The sequence below is a fragment of the Streptomyces sp. NPDC031474 genome (genome assembly GCF_055581185.1).
On the sequence record NZ_JBVIJX010000007.1, the window covers coordinates 24,732 to 49,202 of the forward strand.

Below are 24,471 nucleotides of genomic sequence, written 5' to 3' on the forward strand. Positions count from 1 at the left end.
GGGAGGGCCTAGTAGGCCCGCCGCCGCCCGCGCCACCACATCAGCCCACCGCCGATGAGGAGGATGCCCGCCGCGCCGGCGCCCGCGGAGGACGCGATCAGCGCGGTGTTGTCGTCGGAGCCCGTGAGGGCGTCACCGAGCTGGCTCTTGACGTCGGCGCCGCCCTTGGCGGTCGCGCCGCGCGAACCCTCGGTCGGCAGGGCGATGTAGGGGAAGTACTTCTCGAAGTCCTTGTCGTTCTTGTCGACCGCGTCGCCCAGGTCGTTCTTGGAGCCGACCAGCTCGCCCTCGACGACCTGCAGCGAGGCGTCGATCACGTCGTCGGTGAGGCGGCGGCCGTTCGGGAAGCCCGCGTTGTCACCGTCGAGGACACCGAGCCGCTTGGGGCTGGCGGTGGGCTTGATGGAGGTGTTGAGGCGCAGTTCCTCCGAAGGCGTCACGTACGAGGGCTGGTTGAGGCCCTTGACGCCCTTCAGGAACACGTCGACGAGGTCGTTGCGCGGCTCCTTCGGCGCCTTGATCTTGTAGATCGCCTCGATGAGCTTCGGCAGCTCGGGGTTGGTGACGTTCTTCAGGAACTGGGCGTCGTCCTTGGGCTTGGACGCGTTGAACTTGTCCTTGTCCTTGATCGGGTTGACGACCTCGTTGACCAGCGGGTTGCCCAGCCGCGAGACCTGCGTGTAGTAGCCCTCGGCGTTCTGGCGCTGGGTGGTCGACCAGATGCCGACGATCGGCTGGTGCTTCGACTCGGAGATCAGGTCGTTCGGCACCTGAAGGGCGATCGTGTTGACGTTGTAGCCCTTGAGGGTGTCGTTGCCGACCTCGGAGAGGTCACCGCCGTACAGCAGGTCGAAGACGCGCAGGTCGGCGAAGAACGGGTCGTCGGCCTGGCCGGCGAACGTCTTCGAGCCGTTGGACAGCTTGTAGATCGCCTCGTCGCGCAGCTTCGAGTACTTCGGCATCGAGGCCTTGCCCACGTTGGACGGCGCCACCGGCACGTCGTCCGCGAGCTTGGTCTCGTGCTCGACCTTGCCCTTCTTGAGCTTGATCAGCTCCAGGTCGTAGGTCTGCGTGACGTTCAGGTCGGGGTCTTCCAGGCTGTCGACCACGCCGGTGTTGTAGAGGAACGACTTCCGGTTCTTGACGTTCGTCTTGAAGGTGTAGCGGAAGATCAGGTCTTCCTTGGCGTCACCGTCGTTGTCGATGCGGACGTCGTACTGGGCGTCCTCGGCGAACTGGTAGAAGTTCGGGCCTCCACCGGGCTCCTCGAAGGGGATGACGTTCGCGATGATGGTCGTCGTGTCCGGGTGGTCCGGGCTGACGAACGCGTAGAGGTCCGAGTTGTCGTACTGCGGGGTCCCCGAGATGAGAGGGGCCTCACGGTGGCTGGAGGCGTAGGCCGCCCCCGGAGCCAGCGTGGCGGCGCCGGCGGCTGCGAGCCCCCCGGCGGCCAACGCACCGCATATGAGGGTCGCGACGCTCCTGCGTCCGTTGCCGCTCCGCGAGATAGCTGTCATGCCGTCCGTCCTCTGTGCCAACTTGCCTGACGGACAGAGATACGGAGCGGAGGGCGGGTTCGGATTGGTCGAATCCAAAAAACTTTTTCTTTCCTGCTCACCCGCGTTTCGGGCCCGCTGATCCGTACCAGTCAGACGGAGGTGTGTTCGTTGCGAATGCCTGGTGTGACGGGGCGGCCCGGGTGCGGCGGCCGCAGAGAGGGGGACCGGATGGAGGCGGACGAGCTTCTGGTGCTCGTGGCGCGAGGCGACCAGCATGCGTTCGAACAGCTCTACGCGCTGGTGTCCGGGCCGGTGTTCGGGCTCGTGCGCCGGGTCGTCAGGGATCCCGCGCAGTCGGAGGAGGTCGCCCAGGAGGTGCTCCTGGAGGCCTGGCGCTCCGCCGGCCGCTTCGACCCCAACCGCGGCAGCGCCCTCTCCTGGATCCTCACCCTCGCCCACCGTCGTGCCGTCGACCGGGTGCGCAGCGCCCGCGCGGCCGTCGACCGCGAGCAGCGCGAAGGCCGGCGCTACCACGACCCCGCCTTCGACCAGGTGGCGGAGGAGGTCGAGGCGGGCCTGGAACGCCAGTTGGTCCGCCGCTGCCTGGGCCGGCTGACGGCGCTTCAGCGGCAGTCCGTCACGCTCGCCTACTACGACGGCTACACGTACCGTGAAGTGGCCGACCAGCTCTCGCTGCCGCTCGGCACGGTGAAGACACGGATGCGTGACGGGCTCACGCGACTGCGTGAGTGCCTGGGAGGCGCCGCATGAGTGTGCTCGGCCTGTTCCGCCGCGAGGATGTGCACTCGCTGGCCGCTCCCTACGCGCTCGACGCCCTCGACGCCGACGAGCGCCGCCGGTTCGAGAAGCACCTGAAGGGCTGCGACCGTTGCTCCGCCGAGGTGCGGACCCTGGCCGAGGACGCCGTCCGGCTCGCCTGGTCCCAGGCCGCGCCGCCGCCGGCCGCGATGCGCGACCGGGTGCTGGCCGCCGTCCAGAGAACCCCACAGGAGATCTCGCGGGCGCCGGTGCGAGAGCACTCGCCCCAACTGCCCCCGCACGTCTGGGGCGCGCAGCCGCCGCCCAAACGCTCCGGGGGTTCCTCTCACGCGTTCAGCCGTGGGGGAGCGCCACGTGCGCGCCGTCGGCTCTTCGCGCCGCTCGCCACCGCCACCGCCGCCGCTGCTCTCGTCGTCGCCTCCCTCTTCGCCGTCCAGGTCGGGCGGACGCAGGACCAGTTGGACGCCGAGCGCGCCCAGTCACGTGAGATCGCCCACGTTCTCGCGGCTCCGGACGCGCGGGCGAGTACCGGCAAGGACGCCCGGGGCCGCAGTATCGGAGTGATCGCCTCCGCTTCGGAGGCGCAGGCGGTCGTCACCTTGAGCGGATACGGGGGCCTGCCCACCGGGCAGGTGCATCAGCTGTGGCTCATGCGCCCGGGCGCGCAACCACGCTCCCTCGGGCTCTTCGACGGCGACACGCCCTTGGTCGCCACCGGTCTCGACAAGGCGGCGACGTCACTCGCTGTCACCGTCGAGCCCGACGGGGGATCGCCGCAGCCCACCACGCAGCCGGTTGTCCAACTCACCCTGAAATCGGTCGGATTCGGAGAGTGATCGAAGAGGAGTCGTCAACCCCCTTATGGGGAAAGTGAATCCTGTGAGCTCGATACACGTGTGCCTCGACGGGGCGATAGGGTTACCCTGCCCGGGCCGGGTGGACTCGTACGGGTGGGGAGTGACATGGAACAGATAACGATGCAGAGCAGGGCGAGGGTCCCTGCGATCACCTGCGGGAGCAGCGCGACCAGTTCGCGCCTGGACCGCCATCTCTCGGTGCTGGCGGGCCCCGCCATACCACAGCGGGAGACGGCCGAGGCGACCTCGCTCATGCGGGAGCTGACCGCACGTGAGCCCGCGCGCGACCGTGGCCCCAAGACGACGCGGGCACGGGTGAGCCGCGTCTCGCTCTTCGCGCCCCTGCGCCGACTGCGCCGCTCACTGTTCGGCGGCAACAAGCACTGACCGGCCGGCACGTCCGCGTGTACTGAACGTGTACTGAACGCACCGAAGGTACTGAGTCCCGCGCTCAGGCGGCCACACCGTCCCGGCGCAGCGCTGCGATCTCCTCGTCCGTCATCCCCACGGCACGCAGCACTGCTTCGGTGTGCTCCCCGAGCGCGGGCACGTCCCCCATGCGTGCCTCCGCCCCGCCCGGCAGCGTGATCGGAGGCAGCAGCGCCCGCAGCGGTCCGACCGGCGTCCCCACCTCCCGCCACCGCTCCCGGGCCGCCAGCTGCGGATGCTCCGCCAGCTCGTGCAGATCCCTCAGGCGCGCGCACGCGATGCCCGCGTCCTCCAGCCGCGCCAGCGCCTCGTCGGTGCTCAGTGCGCCCAGCGCCTCCGCCACCAGGGCGTCGGTGCGCTCCCGGTTCGTCACCCGTGCCGCGTTCGTCGCATACGCCGGATCCGTCCCCAACGTGGGCTGTCCGACGACCTGTTCGGCCAGCCGCCGCCACTCCCGGTCGTTCTGCACGGACAGCAGCACCCGCCCGCCGTCGGCGGTGAAGTAGGCGTCGTAGGGCGCGATCACGGCGTGTGCGAGACCGGTGCGGGCCGGGGGAGTGCCCCCGTGCATCGCATGGTGCAGCGGATGCCCCATCCTCCCCCACTGCCTCAACGGCGTGGGGGGACCCCCACCGCGAGCGCATCCAGCATCGACACCTCCACCGGGCCGCCCCGCCCGGTCGTGCCCCGCCGCACCAGCGCCGCCAGGACGCCCGAGAAGGCGTACATGGCCGCCGCGATGTCCGCCGCCGGGATCCCCGCCTTCACCGGCTGCTCGGGCGTCCCGGTCACCGACACCAGCCCAGCCTCGCACTGCACGAGCATGCCGTAGGCCCGCTTGTCCGCGTACGGCCCGCTCGGCCCGTACCCCGAGATGTCCACGGCGATCAGCCGCGGGTGCGCCGCGCACAGGGTGGCCGCGTCCAGACCGAGGCGGGCCGCCGCCCCTGCGCGAGGTTCTGCACGAACACGTCCGCACCGGCGACCAGTCGCCGTACGACGTCGAGCCCGCGCGGATCCTTCAGGTCCAGCGCGACGGACTCCTTGCCCCGGTTGCACCACACGAAATGGGAGGCGAGGCCGCCGGCGGCGGTGTCGTAGCCGCGCGCGAAGTCACCGCCGTCGATCCGCTCGACCTTGATCACCCGCGCCCCGAGATCGGCGAGCTGCCGGGTGGCGAACGGCGCCGCGACGGCCTGCTCGACGGCGACGACGGTGAGGCCCTCCAGCGGCAGCGGCAGGGGAGACGGCAGGGGATACGGCTGGGGAGCCGACGCAGGTGGCGGGAGCTGGTCCATGGCGTCCACGGGGTGGATGCTAGATCAGCGCGAACTGGCCCTCCGGGCCCTCCTCGTGGTGGTCCAGGACCGTCGCCGGGCGGCGTGCCGAGTCCGGGACCGGCAGGACGCCCGCCGCGCGCAGCTCCGCCGCCGTGACCGAGTCCGTCTCCGCCGTCGCCAACTCCTCGCGTCGCGCGCCGACGTCCGCCAGCAGCGTCAACACCGTGATGAGCTCCAGGAGTTCGGAGGTCCACGACTGCTGCCAGGTCGCCGGGCGGATCGCGGCCAGCGTGCCCGGCCCGGCCTCCTGCGTGGTCCGCGCCGTGAACCACCGCTCCAGGACCCGTTCCCCCGTGTCCGTCTCGAAGTCCCAGGCCTCGGGCGGGACCGGGGAGACCCGGCCCTCGTCCAGGTGGAGGGCCTCCTCGTCGCGGTCGTAGTGCAGGGTGAGAGGACGGGCCGGGAGCGGGGCGCGGACGTAGGGGCGGCGGCCGCCGGGCAGCTTGGGGCGCTCGCCGTCCCGGCGCAGCAGCCACAGTGCGCGGTGGCCCGACTCGACGCCACGCGCCCAGAGTTCGCGGTCCCGGGTGAGCGGGACGGTGAGATCGGGGCGGACGGCGCTCAGGGTCCACGCCAGGAAGTCCACCGGATCGGGGGAGTGGCCGAGCCGCAGCCCGAGCCGGTCCAGCAGGCCCGGAGCCAGGTTCGGCTCCCTGCCGCCCGGCCGCCGGTACAGCGGGCGGATGCGGCCCGGGCGCAGGAGGGGAAGCAGGGAGGTCGCGAGCAGCGGCCACCCGGGGCTCTGGGGCGTCTCGACCACGAACACCTGCGCGTCGTCCGCCACCCGCCAGAGCTCCGGGCGGGCCGCGTCGATCAGCCGGTGGTCGGGGATGAGCCACTGCTCGTCGAAGGGCGCCGCCAGCACCCGTACGGGCTCCGGGCAGGGGCCGAAGGCGCGGACGAGCCGCTCCGTGCCGCCGCCGGCCCGCCCCGGGAGCTGCCCGACCGCGGTGTGCAGGGTGCGGGCGCGGGTCGGCTCGAACAGGGCCTCGCGCTCGTCGCCCTCGGCCTTCACCAGGGTGTCCCAGCGGGCCTTCAGGGACGTCGGATCGGGCGCCGTCGGCCACCCCCGGCCGAGCCGCGGCGGTGCGACGGACCACGGCATGAGGTCCGCCAGCGGCGGAGCGTCGTCGTGCGTCACGCGTGGCATGGTACGACGGCTCCCCGGGGGCGGGTCACGTCGCGTCGAGGGTGACCGTGAAGGAGAAACGGTCGCCGCGGTAGTGGATGACGGCCGCGTCCAGGACGCGCCCGGCCACGTCGTAGGTGACGCCCGTGTAGTGCAGGATCGGGCTCAGCAGCGGGACCCGCAGCAGCCGGGCGGTCTCCGGGTCCGCGAGCCGGGCCTCGACCGTGTCCGTGATCCGGCTGATGTCGGCGCCCACGACGTCCCGCAGCACCTTCGTCATGGGCCAGCGGACCAGGTCGTCGGGGTCGATGCGGTCGGCGAGTTCGGGACGGACGTAGTTGCGGGCGTGGTTGGTGGGCTCGCCGGTCTCCTCGTCGCTTCTGAGGCGGTGGTATGTCGCGACCTCGGCGAGGTCCGGGAAGTGCTCGGCGACCTCGGCGGGGACGGTCGCGGAGCCGTGCGCGAGGAGTTGCGTCGCCATGCCGGACTGCTGGGCCACGATCGCGTCGACCGAGCCGAGCAGCCGGACCGGGGCGCCGCGCTGCGCGGTCGGCTCGATGAACGTGCCGCGCCGCCGGTGCCGGGTGATCAGTCCCTCGGCCTCCAGTTCCTTCAGCGCCTGCCGCATGGTCAGCACGCTCACCCCGTAGTGGCCCGCCAACTGCTCCTCGGTGGGCAGCCGGAGCGGATCCCGGGGCGAGCGGCCGAGTATCGAGGCGCGCAGCGACTGCGACACCTGGTACCAGAGCGGCAGCTTGCGGGTGAGGACGATCGAGTCCGGGGCGAAGGAGGTCACGGGCTATCCGTACCGGTCGGCACCTTTCAGTGCAATGTGCTGTCGGACGGACGGAAGTGGCGTTCGAGGCCCTGCCAGACGTCGTCGTAGCGCGGTTGCAGATGGTCCGCACGGGCCGCCTGCGGGGTGAGGGTGAGCGGCCAGCGCGTCTCGAACATGAACGCCAGCCCGTCGTCGATCTTCTGCGGCTTCAGCTCGGCGGTGCTCGCCCGGTCGAACGTCTCCCGGTCCGGGCCGTGCGCCGACATCATGTTGTGCAGCGAGCCGCCGCCCGGCACGAAGCCCCCCTTTCCGGCCGTCTTGGCGTCGTACGCGCCCTCGATCAGGCCCATGTACTCGCTCATCACGTTCCGGTGGAAGTACGGCGGCCGGAAGGTGTCCTCGCCGACCAGCCAGCGGGGGGCGAAGACCACGAAGTCCACGCCGGCGAGGCCGGGGGTGTCGGACGGGGACGTCAGCACCGTGAAGATCGACGGGTCGGGGTGGTCGTGCGAGATGGACCCGATGACGTTGAAGCGGCGCAGGTCGTACACGTAGGGCACATGGGTGCCGTGCCAGGCGACGACGTCGAGCGGGGAATGGCCGTAGGTCGCGCCCCAGAGGTGGCCGCAGAACTTGTTGACGACCTCCACCGGGCCCTCGACGTCCTCGTACGCGGCGACGGGCGCCCGGAAGTCGCGGGCGTTCGCGAGGCCGTTGGCGCCGATCGGGCCGAGGTCGGGGAGACGGAACGGGGCGCCGTAGTTCTCGCAGACGTAACCGCGGGCCGAGGCGTCCAGGAGGTCGACGCGGAAGCGGACCCCGCGCGGGATCAACGCCACCTCGCCGGGCTCGGCTTGCAGCAGCCCGAACTCCGTGCGCAGCAGCAGCCCGCCCCGCTCGGGGACGATCAGCAGCTCGCCGTCGGCGTCGCTGAAGACGCGGTCCATCGAGGCGTTCGCGTGGTACAGGTGCACCGCCATGCCGGTGCGCCGGGCGGCGTCGCCGTTGCCGCCGAGGGTCCACATCCCGGCCAGGAAGTCCGTGCCGGCGGACGGCTCGGGCAGGGGATCCCAGCGCAGCCGGTTCGGGTCGGGGACCGTCTGCGTGAAGGGCCCGGTGCGCAGCGCGCCGTCGCCGAGCCGGGCGAACGCCGGGTGCGCGGCCGACGGGCGGATCCGGTAGAGCCAGGAGCGGCGGTTGTGGGCGCGCGGCTCGGTGAACGCGGTGCCGCTGAGCTGCTCCGCGTACAGGCCGAGGGGGGCGCGCTGCGGCGAGTTGCGGCCCTCGGGCAGGGCGCCGGGGGCGGCCTCGGAGGCGTGCTCGTTGCCGAACCCGCAGAGGTAGGTCAGCCCCTCGGCCGTCTTGCGTGCGTCCCCGCTGCTCATCGTCGCTCCCTTGCGCGCTGATTCCTATGCATCACCGTAGGATTGCGTTTTCGTGGACGCAAGGGGGCCGTCGGTCATCCTCCACTCCTCCTCGGGTCCTCCTCTTGGAGGACGATCACGGCACGGCCAGAACCAGACTCCAGGGGGATCCGCGTGTCGGACCGGTGCTCTAGTGTCCCGAGCATGTCGTGGACGCGTGCCCTCCCCGCCGCGCTCGCGGTCTGTGTCCTGCTGCTGACCGGATCCGTGGGCTGCAGCTCCAGTGGTGCCCATGAGCAGGGGACCGTGGCGTCGCCCTCGCCCGTGGGCAAGGTGCTGGACCACACGGACGACGACGGGCGCCACTACCGCGAAGTCGCGAAGAAAGGGGCGCCCGAGGTCGGCGTGGAGGTCCAGCCGGACGCCGACGGCGGCTGGGACGTGCGCCTGAAACTGGCCCATTTCCGTTTCTCGCCCGCCGGGGCGCCGCAGAAGGCGGCCACCGGCCGCGGCATCGCCCGGCTCTACGTCGACGACCGGCAGATCGCCGACCTGCGGGGCCCGGCGTACCGCATCCCGGCCGGCTTCCTCCCGCACGGCACACACGAGGTCACCGCCCGCCTGTACGCGGACGACGGCACGGTGTGGGCGGTGGACGGCAAGCCGGTGCAGGCCACGGCCGACGTCACGGAGTCGGAGCCGTCGCCCGCCGGGTCCCCGAGCGGGTCGCCGAGCGGGGTCCCGGCCGGATCGCCGACCGGGTCCCGGACCGGATCGCCGACCGGATCGCCGTCGCCGTGAGTGCATCAGGCATCTTTCTCCGTATCCAGGGGCGAGGTTCACCAGGCAGCGGCGGAAAGGCATCATGAAGTCCGTGCCCCAAGCGACATCGCTTCGTCGTGCGCCCGTGCAGCGGCGCAGCGCCGAACGGCTGACCAGAATCCTCGACGCCTGCGCCGACCTGCTGGACGAGGTCGGCTACGACGCCCTGAGCACCCGCGCCGTCGCCGAGCGCGCCGGTGTCCCCATCGGCTCCGTCTACCGCTTCTTCGGCAACAAGCGGCAGATGGCCGACGCGCTCGCGCAGCGCAACCTGGAGCGCTACTCCGAGCGCGTCACCGACCGCCTGAAGGGGGCCGGGAGCGGGGCGGACTGGCGGGCCGCGATGGACGCCGTGCTGGACGAGTACCTGGCCATGAAGCGCACCGCGCCCGGCTTCTCCCTCGTCGACTTCGGCAACCAGATCCCGGTCGGCGCCCGGCACGCCGAACCCAACCACCGGGTCGCCGACCGCCTCACCGAGCTGCTCTCCGGCTACCTCGACCGCGAGGTGGACGACGATCTGCGCCGCACCTTCCTGATCGCCGTGGAGACCGCGGACACCCTCGTCCACCTGGCCTTCCGGGTGGACCCGGAGGGCGACGCGAAGGTGATCGACGAGACGCGGGAGCTGCTGCGGGCGTATCTGGCGCGGACGCTGGACTGACGGACGCGGCCGACCCCCTCCCCCTCGTTCATACCGGTCGGTATGCTCACCGGGAGAAGGCAACGCCGCCCCCAGGAGGACCCGTGTCCCGCATCGCCCTGCGAATCTGTCCCCTGTGCGAGGCCACCTGCGGGCTGACCCTCACCATCGAGGGGACGACGGTCACCGGCGCCCGCGGAGACCGGGAGGACGTCTTCAGCAAGGGCTTCATCTGCCCCAAGGGCGCCTCCTTCGGCGCCGTCGACAGCGACCCCGACCGGCTGCGGACCCCCCTGGTGCGCCGGGACGGGGAGCTGCGCGAGGCCACCTGGGAGGAGGCCTTCGACGCGGTCGCCGCCGGGATCCGCCCGGTTGTCGAGCGCTACGGGGCGAACTCCGTCGGCGTCGTCCTCGGCAACCCCAACGTGCACACCATGGCCGGCGCGCTCTACCCGCCCGTCCTGATCGCGGGCCTCGGCACCCGCAGCCTCTTCACCGCCTCCACCGTCGACCAGATGCCCAAGCACGTCTCCAGCGGCCTGCTCTTCGGCGACGCCAACGCGATCCCGGTGCCGGACCTCGACCACACCGACCACCTCCTGCTCATCGGCGCCAACCCCATGGAATCCAACGGGAGTCTGTGCACCGCCCCCGACTTCCCCGGCAAGCTCAAGGCGCTCAAGGCCCGCGGCGGCACCCTCACCGTCATCGACCCCCGCCGCACCCGCACCGCGAAGCTCGCCGACCGCCACATCGAGATCCGGCCGGGCACGGACGCACTGCTCCTCGCCGCCATGGCACAGGTGCTGTTCGAGGAACTCCTCGTCGCCCCCGGCGAGTTGACCACACACCTCGAAGGCCTCGACGAACTCGCCGAAGCCGTACGGGAGTTCACTCCCGAAGCGGTCGCGGCCGCCTGCGACGTGGAGGCCCCGCTCATCCGCGCCCTCGCCCGCGAACTCGCCGCCGCCCCCACCGCCGCCGTCTACGGCCGCATCGGCAGCTGCACGGTCCCGTACGGCACCCTCGCCAGCTGGCTCGTCGACGTCCTCAACATCCTCACCGGCAACCTGGACCGGCCCGGCGGCGCGCTCTTCCCGCAGGCCGCCACCGACCGCACCCCCCGCCCGGCCGGGCCCGGCCACGGCTTCCAGCTCGCGCGCTGGCACTCCCGGGTCAGCCGGCACCCCGAGGCGAAGGGCGAGTTGCCGCTGTCGGCGCTCGCCGAGGAGATCGACACCGCGACCGAGGAGGGCGAGCCGATCCGCGCGCTCGTCGCGGTCGCCGCCAACCCCGTGCTGTCCGCCCCGGACGGCGACCGGCTCGACAAGGCGCTCGACTCCCTCGACTTCATGGTCAGCGTCGACCCGTACCTGAACGAGACCTCGCGCCACGCCGACGTCGTGCTGCCCCCGCCGCCGCCCTCGCAGAGCCCGCACCACGACTTCGCCTTCAACACCCTCGCCGTGCGCAACCAGGTCCGCTACAACCGCCCGGCCGTTCCGCTGGAGCCCGGCCGGATGGCCGAGACCGAGATCCTCGCCCGGCTGACCCTGGCCGCCACCGGGATGCACGGCGCCGACCCGGCCGCCGTCGACGACCTGGTCATCGGCCAGACCCTCGGCAAGGCCGTCAAGGAAGCGCACTCACCCGTGCACGACCGCGACCCGCAGGAACTCGCCGCCCTGCTCACCGGCGTCAGCGGCCCCGAGCGCCGCCTCGACATGATGCTGCGCCTCGGCCCCTACGGCGACGGCTTCGGCGCCCGTCCCGACGGGCTGAGCCTCGCCGAGCTGCTGGAGCACCCGCACGGCATCGACCTCGGACCGCTTCAGCCCCGGCTGCCGCAGCCGCTGAAGACGCGCAGCGGACGCATCGAGCTGCTCCCGCAGCCGATCGTCGACGATCTCCCGCGCCTGCGCGAGGGGCTGCGGCGGCGGCCGGACGGGCTTGTCCTCGTCGGGCGGCGCCACCTGCGGTCCAACAACAGCTGGATGCACAACGTCCCCGCCCTCACCGGCGGCACCAACCGCTGCACCCTGCACATCCATCCCGAGGACGCCGAGCGGCTGGGCGTCGCGGACGGCTCCCGGGTGCGGGTGAAGGGCCCCGGGGGCGAGGTGGTCGCGCCGGCCGAGGTCACCGACGGCGTGCGGCGGGGTGTGGTGAGCCTGCCGCACGGCTGGGGCCACGACCGGCCCGGCACCCGGCTGAGCCATGCCGCCGCCGACCCCGGAGTCAACGTCAACCAGCTCCTCGACGGCAGTGCGCTGGACCCGCTGTCGGGCAACGCGGTCCTCAACGGTGTGCCCATCGAGGTCGCGGCGATCATCACAAAGCCGTGACCTGGAGTTTTGCGCTTATTGCTCGCGCATCAACGTCTTGTTAACACCGTTTGAACGGACCTAACGTCAACGCACCGCCGACCCCCAGGTGGGATGTTCAAGGGCGAACGTTAGGTATCCACTCATGTTGACCATCCTCGGCTTCGCCATGATCGCGACCTTCCTGGTCCTGATCATGCTGAAGAAGATGTCGCCGATCGCGGCGCTCGTGCTGATCCCGGCACTGTTCTGCGTCTTCGTCGGGAAGGGCGCCAAGCTCGGTGACTACGTCATCGACGGCGTCACCAGCCTCGCCCCGACGGCGGCGATGCTCATGTTCGCGATCGTCTACTTCGGTGTGATGATCGATGTCGGCCTCTTCGACCCGATCGTTCGGGGCATTCTGAAGTTCTGCAAGGCCGACCCGCTCCGCATCGTCGTCGGCACGGCGCTGCTCGCCGCGATCGTCTCCCTCGACGGCGACGGCTCCACCACCTTCATGATCACCGTCTCGGCGATGTACCCGCTGTACAAGCGCCTGAAGATGAGCCTGGTCGTGATGACCGGTGTGGCCGCCATGGCCAACGGCGTGATGAACACGCTGCCCTGGGGCGGACCGACCGCCCGCGCCGCCACCGCGCTGAAGCTGGACGCCAGCGACATCTTCGTGCCGATGATCCCGGCCCTGGCCGTGGGCCTGCTCTTCGTCTTCGTCCTGTCCTACGTCCTCGGCCGCCGCGAGCGCACCCGGCTCGGCGTGCTGACGCTGGACGAGGTCCTCGTCGAGGAGAAGATCGAGGAGAAGGCCGAGCAGACCGAGACCGTCCTCGTGGGCGCCGGCAAGTCCGGCGGCTCCGGCGCCGACAAGGGCGCCGCCCCGGCCGCCGGTTCCGGCGCCACCGCCCTCGGTGACGACGACGAGCCCGACGACGGCTTCCAGGGCCTCGACCCGCACCGCGCCACCCTGCGCCCCAAGCTGTACTGGTTCAACGCGCTGCTCACGGTCGCGCTGCTGACCGCCATGATCATGGAGTGGCTGCCGATCCCGGTCCTGTTCCTGCTCGGCGCCGCGCTCGCCCTCACCGTCAACTTCCCCCGGATCCCGGACCAGCGGGCCCGGCTCGCCGCCCACGCCGACAACGTCCTCAACGTCTCCGGCATGGTCTTCGCCGCCGCCGTCTTCACCGGCGTCCTGCAAGGCACCGGCATGGTCGACCACATGGCCAAGTGGATGGTGGACGTCATCCCCGACGGCATGGGCCCGCACATGGCGCTCGTCACCGGCGTCCTGAGCCTCCCGCTCACCTACTTCATGTCGAACGACGGCTTCTACTTCGGCGTGCTGCCGGTCCTCGCCGAGGCCGGCGCCGCCCACGGAGTCACGCCGCTGGAGATGGCCCGCGCCTCGCTCGTCGGCCAGCCCCTGCACATGTCGAGCCCGCTCGTCCCGGCCGTCTACGTTCTCGTCGGCATGGCGAAGGTCGAGTTCGGCGACCACACGCGGTTCGTGGTGAAGTGGGCGGCGCTGACCTGCCTGGTGATCCTCGGCGCAGGCCTGCTGTTCGGGATCATCTGACCCGTCCGCCGAGCAACTGGAGGAACTTGTGAGGCCCGGCAGGAACCGCGGCTGGCTGCTCCGTCTCGTCATCGCCTTCGGCTTCGCGCAGGGGGCGGTGTCGATGGCCAGGCCCGCGGTCTCCTACCGGGCCCTCGCCCTCGGCGCGGACGAGCGGGCGATCGGCGTCATCGCGGGCGTGTACGCACTGCTTCCGCTCTTCGCCGCCGTCCCGCTCGGCCGCCGCACCGACCACGGCCGCTGCGCACCCCTGCTGCCCGTCGGCGTGGTGCTCATCTCCGGCGGCTGTGTGCTGAGCGGGCTCGCGGGCTCCTTGTGGGCGATGGCGCTGTGGAGCGGGGTGATGGGACTCGGCCACCTCTGCTTCGTCATCGGCTCCCAGTCGCTCGTCGCCCGCCAGTCCGCGCCGCACGAACAGGACCGCAACTTCGGCCACTTCACCATCGGCGCGTCCCTCGGCCAACTGGTCGGCCCCATCGCGGCGGGAGCGCTGATCGGGGGCGACGACATGGCGGGCAGCAGCGCGCTCGCCCTGCTCGTCGCGGGGGCGGGCTGCGCGGTCGCGTTCACCTCGCTGTGGCGCATCGAACACCGCGACACCACCCCCAAGTCCCGTACGGGGCAAGGCGATCGCATCCCCGTCGGACGCATACTGCACACGCGGGGCGTCCCCGCCGGCATCCTGATCAGCCTCTCCGTGCTGTCCGCGACGGACATCCTCACCGCCTATCTGCCGGTGGTCGGCGAACACCGGGGCATCGCGCCGTCGGTCGTCGGCGTCCTGCTCAGCGTCCGCGCGGCCGCCTCCATAGCCTGCCGGCTGGTCCTCACCCCGCTGCTGCGGCTGCTGGGCCGGACGCTGCTGCTCACCGTGACCTGTCTGCTGGCGGCCCTGCTCTGCGCGGGGATCGCACTGCCGGTGCCGGTCTGGGCGCTCGGGGTGATCCTCGCGGTGCTCGGGTTCTGCCTCGGCGTCGGGCAGCCGCTGTCCATGACGACGGTCGTCCAGGCGGCCCCGGACGGCGCCCGGTCCACCGCCCTCGCGCTGCGCCTCACCGGCAACCGGCTCGGCCAGGTCGCCGCGCCCGCCGCCGCCGGTCTGGTGGCCGGGGTCGCGGGCGTGGCCGCGCCGTTCGTGATGCTGGGGGCGCTGTTGCTGCTGTCGTCGGGGGTGGCGCTGCGCTCGCCGGGGGACCCGGGAGGGGAGGACGCAGGGGAGGGCGATGCGAGGCCCGGGTGGCGGCCCCGGACGGGGTTGCGCCGGTCGAGCGATGTCTGACGGCGCGTCGGGCGGCGCTCCCACAGTCGGGGGCGTCGATGTGAAAGAGAGTCAGGTGCAAGAACGATTTGTATGAAAATCGTCCTGACTCGGAGGAATGCGCATGTCCAGCTCGACGCTCCCGCCCGCCCTCGGCTCCCGCCTCGGCGTCACGGCTCTCACGGTGCTCGCCGCGGCCGGATTCACCTGCCTCTCGGCACCCACCGCCGTGGCCGTGGGGGAGGCAGGCGACATCAGGATCCACCGTGAGCAGGTACCGCCCGGCGTCTCCAAGGACGACCCGGTGGCCTGCCGGTTCTACCTCGACGCCGCCAACTTCGGCGAGCTGACCACCGTCGCCTACACCATCAAGGCGCGGCCCCCGGCGCCCGACACCGCCACGGTGACCGGCAACATCGCCCTGACCGACGGCGCCGGGCACACCGACACGCTGGGGCTGGCCGAAGGGTCGTACACGCTCCAGTGGAGCATCGCCGCCGCCCCGGGCACGCCCGCGGTGCCCTCGCCCAAGGTGAAGGTCTTCAAGATCAACTGCAAGGAGAACCGGTCCGACGGGATCAGGCACGACGCGAACCAGGGCCCGAACCGTCCGATCACGGACGACGGCCGTGAGGCCGCGGGCACGAACAGCCAGGGCGGCGGCCAGAGCGGCGGCGGCCAGAACGGCGGCGGCCAGAGCGGCCGGGACCAGGACGACCGTCAGCAGGGCGGCGGCACGTGGAGCGGTGAGAAGGGCGGCCCCGAGGGCGGCGTCCACGCCGGCGGCGGCGGCCTCGCCGACACTTCCGCCTCCTTCACCCCGCTGGCCGGCGCCGCGGCCGTCGGGCTGATGGCCGTGGGCTCGGTCGCGTACTTCCGACTGATCCGCCGGCGCAACCATGGCGCCGCGTAGGCGCCCACGCAGGCCCTGGTACCGGACCCGTGTCTTTCGCCTCACCAGGACGGCCGTGCTCGCGGTCGTCCTGGTGACGGTCGGGGTCCGGTGCGGCGGGCCCGACGCACCGGTCGCACCGGCCCGGGCCGGCGCGGCGGCATCCGACGGGGCGCCGGGCGACCCGGCCCCCGGGGACGGCGCGAACGAAGCGGGCCGCGGCGCGAACGAAGCGGGCCGCGGCGCGGGCGAGAAGCCGGCCGAGCGCCCCACATCCCCTCCGCGCCCGCTGCCCCGGTCCCCGGCGACCACCCTGCGCGTGCCGTCCCTGGGCATCGACGCGCCGATCGTGCCCCTGCGGCTCGGCCCCGACCGGCACCTCGGCACCCCGCCGCTCGACAAGCCCAAGCTCGTCGGCTGGTACGCGGGCGGCCCCACCCCGGGGGAGCGGGGCACCGCCGTCGTCGTCGGGCACCGCGACACCAAGACCGGCCCCGCGGTTTTCGCCGGCCTCGCGCGCGTGCCCCGGGGCGCCCGGATCGAGGCCCGGCGGGCCGACGGCCGCACCGCCGTCTACACCGTCGACCGGGTGCGGGTCTTCGACAAGGACACCTTCCCCGACAAGGAGGTGTACGGCCCGAGCAAGCGCCCCGAGCTGCGCGTACTCACCTGCGGCGGCCTCTTCCGGCGGGCCACGGGATACACCAGCAACGTCGTCGTCTTCGCCCATCTGACGGCGACCCGCTGACCCGGCGCCGGACCGTCCCCGCTGCCCCCACCGGCCCGGCCGACGCCGGGCCCGGGGTGCGGCGCCCGTCGAATCAGGCAGTCCGGTTTCTCACCCCGAGGGCGGAAGCGTCCGATCCGGCCCCCTCTCTTCCCCGGCCGCGTACAGTCCGTTGACTTCCGTGACTCACCGTCGCGACCGCATCGGCCCGGCCCCGGCGCGCCTGCCCGACCTGGACGAATGAGGAGGCACTGGTGCCAGAAAACTAACGACGCTAGTTTGGGGCGCGGACGACGAGGACCGCCCGGAGGGAACGCGATGAAGGCACACGACGGCATCTACCTCGACGGCGCCTGGCGCCCCGCGGCGAGCCAGGACGTGATCGAGGTCGTCGACCCGGCCGCCGAGCAGGTGATCGCCCGTGTCCCGGCGGCCGGCGCCGAGGACGTCGACGCCGCCGTACGGGCCGCCCGCGCCGCGCTCCCCGCCTGGGCGGCCACGGCGCCCGCCGAGCGCGCCGCCCGGCTCGCCGGCCTCCGGGACGCCCTGGCGGCCCGCAAGGACGAGATCGCCGAGACGGTCACCGCCGAACTCGGCTCCCCTTTGGCCTTCTCCCAGGCGGTCCACGCGGCCCTGCCGATCGCGGTCGCGGGCTCCTACGCCGAGCTGGCCGCGACCCACTCCTTCGAGGAGAGGGTCGGCAACTCGACCGTCCACCACGAGCCGGTCGGCGTGGTCGGCGCGATCACCCCCTGGAACTATCCGCTGCACCAGATCGTCGCCAAGGTCGCCCCGGCCCTCGCCGCGGGCTGCACGGTGGTCCTGAAGCCCGCCGAGGACACCCCGCTCGTCGCGCAGCTGTTCGCGGAGGCGGTCCACGAGGCGGGCGTCCCGGCCGGTGTCTTCAACCTCGTCACGGGCCTCGGCCCGGTCGCCGGGCAGGCCCTCGCCGAGCACCCCGGCGTCGACCTGGTCTCCTTCACCGGCTCCACGGCCGTGGGCAAGCGGATCGCCGCGACCGCCGGCGCAGCGGTCAAGAAGGTGGCCCTCGAACTCGGCGGCAAGTCCGCCAACGTCATCCTGCCGAGCGCCGACCTCGCCCGGGCGGTCAACGTCGGCGTCGCCAACGTGATGTCCAACTCCGGCCAGACGTGCAGCGCGTGGACCCGGATGCTCGTCCACCGCGACCAGTACGACACGGCGGTCGAGCTCGCCGCGACGGCGGCCGGCAAGTACGGCGACCGCATCGGCCCGGTCGTGAGCGCCAAGCAGCGGGCACGGGTGCGCGGTTACATCGAGCAGGGCGTGGCGGAGGGCGCCCGGCTGGTCGCCGGCGGACCCGAGTCCCCGCGCGAGCGCGGCTACTTCGTCAGCCCCACCGTCCTCGCCGACGTCACGCCCGACATGACCGTCTCCCAGGAGGAGATCTTCGGCCCGGTCCTGACCATCCTGCGCTACGAGGACGAGGCGGACGCCCTGCGGATCGCCAACGGCACGGTCTACGGGCTCGCGGGCGCCGTCTGGGCCGGCGACGAGGCGGAGGCAGTGGCCTTCGCCCGCCGGATGGACACCGGCCAGGTCGACATCAACGGCGGCCGGTTCAACCCCCTTGCCCCGTTCGGGGGTTACAAGCAGTCGGGCGTGGGCCGGGAGCTCGGCGCGCACGGCCTCACCGAGTACCTCCAGACCAAGTCCCTGCAGTTCTGACCGGTTCCAAGGGAGTCAGCCGACCATGGCCGTCCGCGCCGCCGTACTGCCCGCCGTCGGGGCACCGCTGGAGATCACCGGGATCGAGCTCCCGGAGCCGGGACCCGGCCGGGTCCGCGTCCGGCTCGCCGCCGCCGGGGTCTGCCACTCCGATCTGTCCCTGTCCGACGGCACCATGCGGGTGCCCGTCCCGGCCGTCCTCGGGCACGAGGGCGCGGGCACGGTCGTCTCCGTCGGCGAGGGAGTCGAACATTTCGCGCCCGGCGACCACGTCGTCCTCAACTGGGCTCCGTCCTGCGGGAGTTGCCACGCCTGCTCGCTCGGCGAGGTCTGGCTGTGCGCCAACGCCCTGAACGGAGCCGCCGAGGTGTACGCCCGCACGACCGACGGCAGGGACCTCCACCCCGGGCTGAACGTCGCCGCCTTCGCCGAGGAGACGGTCGTCCCGGCCTCCTGCGCGCTGCCCCTGCCCGACGGCATTCCCCTTGACGACGCCGCCCTCCTCGGCTGCGCGGTCCTCACCGGCTACGGCGCCGTCCACCACAGCGCGCGGGTCCTGCCCGGTGAGACGGTCGCCGTCTTCGGCGCCGGCGGGGTCGGCCTCGCCGCCCTCCAGGCCGCCCGGATCGCCGGCGCCTCGACGATCGTCGCCGTCGACGTCTCCCCGGCGAAGGAGGAGCTGGCGCGGGCGGCGGGCGCCACGGAGTACGTCGTCGCCTCCGAGGAGCCCGCGCAGACCGCCCGCGAGATCCGCGCCCTCACCGGCAGACAGGGCGTCGACGTGGCCGTCGAGTGTGTGGGCCGCGCGGTCACCATCCGCACGGCCTGGGAGTCCACCCGGCGCGGCGGCCGCACCACGGTCGTCGGCATCGGCGGCAAGGACCAGCAGGTCACCTTCAACGCCCTGGAACTCTTCCACTGGGGCCGCACCCTCTCCGGCTGCGTCTACGGCAACTCCGACCCGGCCAAGGACCTCCCGCTCCTGGCCGACCACGTGCGCGCGGGCCGCCTCGACCTGAGCGCCCTGGTGACCGAACGCATCGGCCTTGAGGACATCCCGGCGGCCTTCGACACCATGCTGGCGGGCAGGGGCGGACGGGCGGTGGTCACTTTCTGACGGTCACACCGAGTCCGGCGCCACGGCACGCACGACGCGTTTCCTCGACCGCGACACCGCGACCCCCGCCAGACACAGCGCGCCGCCCGCCAGGGTCAGCGGCCCCGGCACCTCGCCCAGCACCAGCCACGACATCATCACGACCAGCGCGGGCACCGCGTACGTGGTCGCCCCCATACGGCTCGCGGTCGTCCGGGCCAGGGCGTACGCCCAGGTGGTGAAGGCCAGCGCGGTCGGGAAGACGCCGAGGTAGACCATGTCGAGCGTCGCCGAGAGCGGCGCGTCGGCCGTCTCGCGCACCAGCTGCCCGGCGAACGGCAGACACACCACCGCCCCGACCAGACACCCGAACGTCGTCACCTGCAGCACGCTCGCCCGGCCCAGGGCGGGCTTCTGCGCGACGACCCCGCAGGCGTAGCCGACGGCGGCGAGCAGGCACAGCACCACCCCGAGCACCGACGACCCGCCCCCGCCCGACATCGACAGCCCCACCGCGACCGCGCCGGCGAACGACACCGCCATCCCCGCCAGCAGCCGCGGCGGCATCACATCACCGAGCAGCCGCGCGCCGAGCAACGCGACGAGGATCGGGCCGATGTTGACCACCAGGGCCGCCGTCCCCGCGTCCACCCGCTGCTCGCCCCAGTTGAGCGCGACCATGTAGAACCCGAACCACAGCACACCCGACAGGGCGATCCCGCGCCACGCGGACCTCGGCGGCCACCCCTCCCGCCGTACCGCCCAGATGACGCCCAGCACCACCGCGCCGCAGACCAGCCGCCCGAGCGCCAGCGCCCCCGGCGAGTAGGCGTCGCCCGCACTGCGGATCGCCACGAACGCGGAGGCCCACAGCACGACGGTGACCGTGGCGGCCCCGGCGGCGAGCAACTCGGTACGACGGGGGGTGCGACGGGCAGGGCGGGTGGTCGTGGAGACGTTCATCATGCTCCAGAGGCTAGGAGGGAAGGGGAACCGGGGCTCGCGGATTTCGGACCGGCACGTGCGGCACGTCACCTGCGCCTGCCCGGTGGGCCGGCACAGCTCACCGCAGGGCGACCGCGTCGATGCCCAGCAGCTCTTCCAGCGCCCGCTCCCCCGACGGAGTCACCTTCACGGCCCGCTCCGAGCCGATGCGCACGCACCATCCCGTGTCGAGGGCGTGCCGGCACAGGGCCGCGCCGGCGGCACCCGCCAGATGGGGGCGGCGCTCGGTCCAGTCGAGGCAGGCCCGGGCGAGCGGCCGGCGGCTCCCGCGGTCGAGGGCGATACCGGCCGCGTCGAACCAGCCGAGCCCCTCGTCCGTGAGCGCGAACCCGGTGTCCTGGCGCAGCAGCCCGCGCGCGGTCAGCGCGTCGGTGACCGCGATGCCGAGCCGCCCGGCCAGATGGTCGTAGCAGGTGCGGCCGCGGGCCATCGCCGAACCGGCGCTCGACTCCCGCAGACCGCGCGGCCGTTCGACGTCCGCCGGGGCCACCTGCGCGGCCAGGTCCTCCACCAGCTGTGCCGCCCGGGCGTCGGCGAGGCGCACATACCGGTGCCTGCCCTGCCGTTCCTCGACGAGCAGTCCGCCCGCGACGAGCTTGCCCAGGTGCTCGCTCAGCGTCGATGCGGCGACCCCCGCGTGCCGCGCCAGCTCACTCGCGGTCCAGGCCCGTCCGTCGAGCAGCGCCAGCAGACACGCGGCCCGCGTCTCGTCGGCGATCAGCCGGGCGAGCCGTGCCAGCCGGGTCGCCCGGGGGTCTGGGGAGGTCATGCGTCCCAGCATGGGGCACGGACGGTTCGGCGTCGGCCGAAGTGTCTCAGGTGGCCTGCCGCACCTGTTCGAACTGTTGTGCGAGCCCGTCGAGGAGTGCCGTGAGACCCGTTCCGAACGCCCGCTCGTCGATCTTCTCCTGCTGTTCGGCGAGCAGATGGGCCTGCCCCAGGTGTGGATAGTCGGCGGGGTCGTAGGCGGTCCTGTCGTCGACGAAACCCCCGGCGAACGAGCCGAGCGCCGAGCCCATGACGAAGTACCGCATCAGTGCGCCGATGGACGTGGCCTGCGCGGGCGGCCACCCGGCGCGGACCATCGCGCCGTACACCGCGTCGGCGAGCCGCAGTCCGGCGGGACGGCGGCCGGGCCCCTGGGCGAGCACCGGGACGATGTTCGGGTGGTCGCGCAGGGCCGCCCGGTAGGAGACGGCCCAGTCGTGCAGCGCGGTCCGCCACTCCCGGCCGTCCTCGAACATCGACAGGTCGACCTGCGCGCTCACCGAGTCGGCGACGGCCTCCAGGATCTCGTCCTTCGTGCGGAAGTGGTTGTACAACGAGGGCCCGCTCACCCCCAGTTCGGCGGCCAGCCGGCGTGTGGAGACGGCGGCGAGGCCCTCCGCGTCCACGAGCGTCCGTGCGGTCTCGACGATCCGGTCGGTGCTGAGGAGGGGCTTGCGCGGTCGGGCCATGGCGCTCATAGTAGGGCTGCACAATAGAAACTAGCAGTGCTAATTTAATGGGCGACTTTCCGGTGTGGGGTGATCTCGTGGTGAACCTGGGGCTCAGCGAGGAGCAGGCCGCCGTCCGGCGGCTCGCCAGGGAGTTCGTGAACCGCGAGATCGCCCCGCACGTCGTCGCCTGGGACCGTGCGGAGGACGTCGACCGGTCCATCGTGAAGAAGCTCGGCGAGGTCGGCTTCCTCGGTCTGACCATCGACGAGGAGTACGGCGGCTCCGGCGGCGACCATCTCGCGTACTGCCTGGTCACCGAGGAGCTGGGGCGCGGGGACTCCTCCGTGCGCGGAATCGTCTCCGTCTCGCTGGGGCTCGTCGCCAAGAGCGTCGCCGCGTGGGGGAGCGAGGAGCAGAAGCGGCGCTGGCTGCCGGGGCTGACGTCCGGCGCGTACGTCGGCTGCTTCGGGCTGACCGAGCCCGGCACCGGCTCGGACGCCGGGAACCTCTCGACGCGGGCGGTGCGGGAGGGCGACGAGTACGTCATCAACGGCACGAAGATGTTCATCACGAACGGCACCTGGGCGGACGTCGTGCTGCTGTTCGCCCGGTCGACCGACGCGCCGGGACACAAGGGGGTCTCCGCCTTCCTCGTGCCGACCGACACACCGGGGCTGAGCCGCCGCACCCTGCACGGCAAGCTCGGTCTGCGGGGCCAGGCGACCGCCGAAGTGGTGCTCGAGGACGTCCGGGTGCCCGCCTCCGCGATGCTGGCGCCCGAGGGGAAGGGGTTCTCCGTCGCGATGTCCGCGCTGGCCAAGGGGCGGATGTCGGTCGCGGCGGGCTGCGTCGGCATCGCACAGGCCGCCCTGGACGCGGCGGTGCGGTACGCGGGGGAGCGGGAGCAGTTCGGGAAGCCCATCGCCCGGCATCAGCTGGTGCAGGAGCTGATCAGCGACATCGCGGTCGACGTCGACGCGGCTCGGCTGCTGACCTGGCGGGTCGCCGATCTCATCGACCGGGGGCTGCCGTTCGCGGTGGAGTCCTCCAAGGCCAAGCTCTTCGCCTCCGAGGCCGCCGTGCGCGCCGCCAACAACGCCCTCCAGGTCTTCGGCGGTTACGGCTACATCGACGAGTACCCGGCGGGCAAGCTCCTGCGTGACGCCCGCGTGATGACCCTCTACGAGGGCACCAGTCAGATCCAGAAGCTGCTCATCGGGCGGGCGCTGACGGGGGTCTCGGCGTTCTGAGTACCTTCTGAGTAGGCGGACGGATGGTGGGGGCGGCCTTGTCCGGCGAGGCTTCCCTCATGAGTGAGACACCCGTCAAGCAGAGCACCGCCGCCTTCTACGGCCAGGCGGTCGCGTCCTTCGCCGTCGCCATGGCGGCCACCGCCATCGGCATCTTCAAGCTGAACGCCGACGCCTGGGTGCGGGGCTTTCTCGCGATCGCCGTCCTGTACCTCGTCACGTCCGCGTTCACGCTGGCCAAGGTGATCAGGGACAAGCAGGACGCGGCGGGGCGGGTGTACAGCCCCTTCGAGAAGCTCTGACCCTTCGAGAGGCTCTGAGCGGGCGGGCTGAGCGGCCGCGCTAAGCGAGCGCTCAGGTTCGGCGGTATGGTGGAGCTCCTGTAGCGAGAGGGGCGGGTCAGCGATGAGTACGGCGGAGGAGACGACCGGCGGCGAGGTCGAGCCGTGGGACGAGGTCACCCCTGACGCGGCCCGGCGGCTGCTCGTCGCCGCCGTGGAGGCCTTCGCCGAGCGCGGCTACCACGCGACGACGACCCGTGACATCGCGGGCCGGGCGGGGATGAGCCCGGCCGCCCTCTACATCCACTACAAGACCAAGGAAGAGCTGCTGCACCGCATCAGCCGGATCGGGCACGACCGGGCGCTGGACATCCTGCGCACGGCGGCCGCCGGCGAGGGCGACGCCACGCGGCGGCTCGCGGACGCCGTGAGCTCTTTCGTCCGCTGGCACGCCGGACGGCGCACCACGGCGCGGGTCGTCCAGTACGAACTGGACGCGCTCGGTCCCGAAGCCCGCGCGGAGATCCTCGGCCTGCGCCGGCAGGTCGACGCCGAGGTGCGCGGGATCATCGAGGACGGCGTGGCGAGCGGCGAGTTCGACGTGCCGGACGTGCGGGGGACGACGCTGGCGGTGCTGTCCCTGTGCATCGATGTGGCCCGTTGGTTCAACGTCAACGGATCCCGTACGCCTGACGAGGTCGGCGCGTTGTACGCCGACCTCGTGCTGCGGATGGTGGGTGCGGCGAAGTGAGCCCGCCCGCGCCGGGGGCCTGCTACAGGTAGTAGCGGGACACGGACTCCGCCACGCACGCCGGCTTGTCCCCGCCCTCGCGTTCCACCGTGAAGGCGACGGTGACCTGGACGCCGCCCGGTACGTCGTCCGCGCCCGTGATCGTCGCGGTGGCGCGCAGGCGCGAGCCCACGGGGACGGGGGACGGGAAGCGCACCTTGTTCGTCCCGTAGTTGACGCCCATCTTCACGCCCTCGACCTTGATCAGCTGGGGGCCGAAGAGCGGCAGTAGGGAGAGGGTGAGATAGCCGTGCGCGATGGTGGTCCCGAAGGGGCCGGCGGCGGCTTTCTCCGGGTCGACGTGGATCCACTGGTGGTCGCCGGTGGCCTCCGCGAACAGGTCGATCCGCTTCTGGTCGACCTCCAGCCAGTCGGTGTGTCCCAACTGCTCGCCCACCGCCGCCTTCAGTTCCTCGGCGGACGTGAAGATCCTCGGCTCTGCCATGTGTCTCGGCCCTCTCGCGTGACGTCATACCCCGTGCTAA

23 protein-coding genes and 1 pseudogene are annotated in these 24,471 nt (G+C 72.4%); 15 read left to right on the forward strand and 9 right to left on the reverse strand.

What is annotated here, in order from left to right; translation table 11 throughout:
* Positions 1 to 8: 8 nt before the first annotated feature.
* Entirely contained in the window at positions 9 to 1,517 is a 1,509-nt protein-coding gene (locus ACZ5SK_RS15515) for a DUF4331 domain-containing protein (protein WP_334583440.1), read from the reverse strand.
* A 210-nt stretch (positions 1,518 to 1,727) separates the two neighbouring features.
* Between ACZ5SK_RS15515 and ACZ5SK_RS15520 the strand changes: the two genes are divergently transcribed.
* The 3 genes from ACZ5SK_RS15520 to ACZ5SK_RS15530 all read left to right on the forward strand — a co-directional run bounded on the left by ACZ5SK_RS15520 (position 1,728) and on the right by ACZ5SK_RS15530 (position 3,523).
* Positions 1,728 to 2,270 carry a sigma-70 family RNA polymerase sigma factor gene (locus tag ACZ5SK_RS15520; RefSeq protein ID WP_079663278.1) on the forward strand — a complete coding sequence of 181 codons (543 nt, stop codon included), beginning with the start codon at positions 1,728 to 1,730 and terminating at the stop codon, positions 2,268 to 2,270.
* Positions 2,267 to 3,115, forward strand: a complete 849-nt coding sequence (locus tag ACZ5SK_RS15525) for an anti-sigma factor (protein WP_334583439.1) — start codon at positions 2,267 to 2,269, stop codon at positions 3,113 to 3,115. The genes ACZ5SK_RS15520 and ACZ5SK_RS15525 overlap by 4 nt, the downstream gene beginning before the upstream one ends.
* 126 nt (positions 3,116 to 3,241) lie before the next feature.
* A complete protein-coding gene (locus ACZ5SK_RS15530) occupies positions 3,242 to 3,523 on the forward strand; it encodes a hypothetical protein (protein ID WP_334583438.1) in 282 nt (93 codons plus the stop codon).
* A 64-nt stretch (positions 3,524 to 3,587) separates the two neighbouring features.
* Here the strand turns inward: ACZ5SK_RS15530 and ACZ5SK_RS15535 are convergent.
* The 4 genes and pseudogenes from ACZ5SK_RS15535 to hmgA all read right to left on the reverse strand — a co-directional run bounded on the left by ACZ5SK_RS15535 (position 3,588) and on the right by hmgA (position 8,197).
* A pseudogene (locus ACZ5SK_RS15535) lies at positions 3,588 to 4,863 on the reverse strand (CaiB/BaiF CoA transferase family protein).
* 19 nt (positions 4,864 to 4,882) lie between these two features.
* A complete protein-coding gene (locus ACZ5SK_RS15540) occupies positions 4,883 to 6,055 on the reverse strand; it encodes a type ISP restriction/modification enzyme (protein ID WP_334583437.1) in 1,173 nt (390 codons plus the stop codon).
* Positions 6,056 to 6,080: 25 nt separating this feature from the next.
* Positions 6,081 to 6,830, reverse strand: coding sequence for a GntR family transcriptional regulator (locus ACZ5SK_RS15545; RefSeq protein WP_334583436.1), 750 nt, complete (start codon positions 6,828 to 6,830; stop codon positions 6,081 to 6,083).
* Between the two features lie 26 nt (positions 6,831 to 6,856).
* A complete protein-coding gene (gene hmgA, locus ACZ5SK_RS15550; protein ID WP_334583435.1) occupies positions 6,857 to 8,197 on the reverse strand; it encodes a homogentisate 1,2-dioxygenase in 1,341 nt (446 codons plus the stop codon).
* 183 nt (positions 8,198 to 8,380) lie between these two features.
* On the opposite strand from hmgA, the gene ACZ5SK_RS15555 reads away from it, so the two are divergent.
* The 9 genes from ACZ5SK_RS15555 (at position 8,381) to ACZ5SK_RS15595 (ending at position 19,242) form a co-directional block, all read left to right on the forward strand.
* Entirely contained in the window at positions 8,381 to 8,977 is a 597-nt protein-coding gene (locus ACZ5SK_RS15555) for a hypothetical protein (RefSeq protein ID WP_361701793.1), read from the forward strand.
* A gap of 64 nt (positions 8,978 to 9,041) precedes the next feature.
* A complete protein-coding gene (locus ACZ5SK_RS15560; protein ID WP_334583433.1) occupies positions 9,042 to 9,662 on the forward strand; it encodes a TetR/AcrR family transcriptional regulator in 621 nt (206 codons plus the stop codon).
* Positions 9,663 to 9,745: 83 nt separating this feature from the next.
* Positions 9,746 to 11,986 (forward strand): molybdopterin oxidoreductase family protein, encoded by a 2,241-nt coding sequence (locus ACZ5SK_RS15565; protein ID WP_468576127.1) that lies wholly within the window; start codon positions 9,746 to 9,748, stop codon positions 11,984 to 11,986.
* A gap of 124 nt (positions 11,987 to 12,110) precedes the next feature.
* The gene (locus ACZ5SK_RS15570) at positions 12,111 to 13,541 is read left to right on the forward strand and encodes a CitMHS family transporter (protein WP_334583431.1); all 1,431 of its coding nucleotides are present in this window, start codon (positions 12,111 to 12,113) and stop codon (positions 13,539 to 13,541) included.
* Positions 13,542 to 13,569: 28 nt separating this feature from the next.
* A complete protein-coding gene (locus ACZ5SK_RS15575) occupies positions 13,570 to 14,820 on the forward strand; it encodes an MFS transporter (protein WP_457493903.1) in 1,251 nt (416 codons plus the stop codon).
* 103 nt (positions 14,821 to 14,923) lie between these two features.
* The gene (locus ACZ5SK_RS15580; RefSeq protein ID WP_457493904.1) at positions 14,924 to 15,712 is read left to right on the forward strand and encodes a hypothetical protein; all 789 of its coding nucleotides are present in this window, start codon (positions 14,924 to 14,926) and stop codon (positions 15,710 to 15,712) included.
* A complete protein-coding gene (locus tag ACZ5SK_RS15585) occupies positions 15,699 to 16,439 on the forward strand; it encodes a class F sortase (RefSeq protein WP_334583428.1) in 741 nt (246 codons plus the stop codon). The genes ACZ5SK_RS15580 and ACZ5SK_RS15585 overlap by 14 nt, the downstream gene beginning before the upstream one ends.
* 297 nt (positions 16,440 to 16,736) lie before the next feature.
* The gene (locus ACZ5SK_RS15590) at positions 16,737 to 18,125 is read left to right on the forward strand and encodes an aldehyde dehydrogenase family protein (protein WP_457493906.1); all 1,389 of its coding nucleotides are present in this window, start codon (positions 16,737 to 16,739) and stop codon (positions 18,123 to 18,125) included.
* A 25-nt stretch (positions 18,126 to 18,150) separates the two neighbouring features.
* Complete coding sequence (locus ACZ5SK_RS15595; RefSeq protein ID WP_361701782.1) at positions 18,151 to 19,242, forward strand: Zn-dependent alcohol dehydrogenase; 1,092 nt, start codon at positions 18,151 to 18,153, stop codon at positions 19,240 to 19,242.
* A gap of 3 nt (positions 19,243 to 19,245) precedes the next feature.
* Here the strand turns inward: ACZ5SK_RS15595 and ACZ5SK_RS15600 are convergent, their stop codons facing one another.
* From ACZ5SK_RS15600 to ACZ5SK_RS15610, 3 genes are all read right to left on the reverse strand, one after another.
* Complete coding sequence (locus ACZ5SK_RS15600) at positions 19,246 to 20,184, reverse strand: DMT family transporter (RefSeq protein WP_443041412.1); 939 nt, start codon at positions 20,182 to 20,184, stop codon at positions 19,246 to 19,248.
* 100 nt (positions 20,185 to 20,284) lie between these two features.
* Positions 20,285 to 21,007 carry an ArsR/SmtB family transcription factor gene (locus tag ACZ5SK_RS15605; protein ID WP_334583424.1) on the reverse strand — a complete coding sequence of 241 codons (723 nt, stop codon included), beginning with the start codon at positions 21,005 to 21,007 and terminating at the stop codon, positions 20,285 to 20,287.
* Between the two features lie 34 nt (positions 21,008 to 21,041).
* On the reverse strand, positions 21,042 to 21,683 hold the full coding sequence (locus ACZ5SK_RS15610; protein WP_468576129.1) for a TetR/AcrR family transcriptional regulator: 642 nt from the start codon (positions 21,681 to 21,683) through the stop codon (positions 21,042 to 21,044).
* An 80-nt stretch (positions 21,684 to 21,763) separates the two neighbouring features.
* Between ACZ5SK_RS15610 and ACZ5SK_RS15615 the strand changes: the two genes are divergently transcribed.
* The 3 genes from ACZ5SK_RS15615 to ACZ5SK_RS15625 all read left to right on the forward strand — a co-directional run bounded on the left by ACZ5SK_RS15615 (position 21,764) and on the right by ACZ5SK_RS15625 (position 23,947).
* A complete protein-coding gene (locus ACZ5SK_RS15615; protein ID WP_468576247.1) occupies positions 21,764 to 22,915 on the forward strand; it encodes an acyl-CoA dehydrogenase family protein in 1,152 nt (383 codons plus the stop codon).
* Between the two features lie 59 nt (positions 22,916 to 22,974).
* The gene (locus ACZ5SK_RS15620; protein ID WP_079663292.1) at positions 22,975 to 23,217 is read left to right on the forward strand and encodes a YiaA/YiaB family inner membrane protein; all 243 of its coding nucleotides are present in this window, start codon (positions 22,975 to 22,977) and stop codon (positions 23,215 to 23,217) included.
* Between the two features lie 103 nt (positions 23,218 to 23,320).
* Positions 23,321 to 23,947, forward strand: a complete 627-nt coding sequence (locus tag ACZ5SK_RS15625) for a TetR/AcrR family transcriptional regulator (protein WP_334583422.1) — start codon at positions 23,321 to 23,323, stop codon at positions 23,945 to 23,947.
* A gap of 22 nt (positions 23,948 to 23,969) precedes the next feature.
* Here ACZ5SK_RS15625 and ACZ5SK_RS15630 read toward each other — a convergent pair whose 3' ends face one another.
* On the reverse strand, positions 23,970 to 24,431 hold the full coding sequence (locus ACZ5SK_RS15630; protein WP_079663294.1) for a MaoC family dehydratase: 462 nt from the start codon (positions 24,429 to 24,431) through the stop codon (positions 23,970 to 23,972).
* Between the last annotated feature and the right edge of the window lie 40 nt (positions 24,432 to 24,471).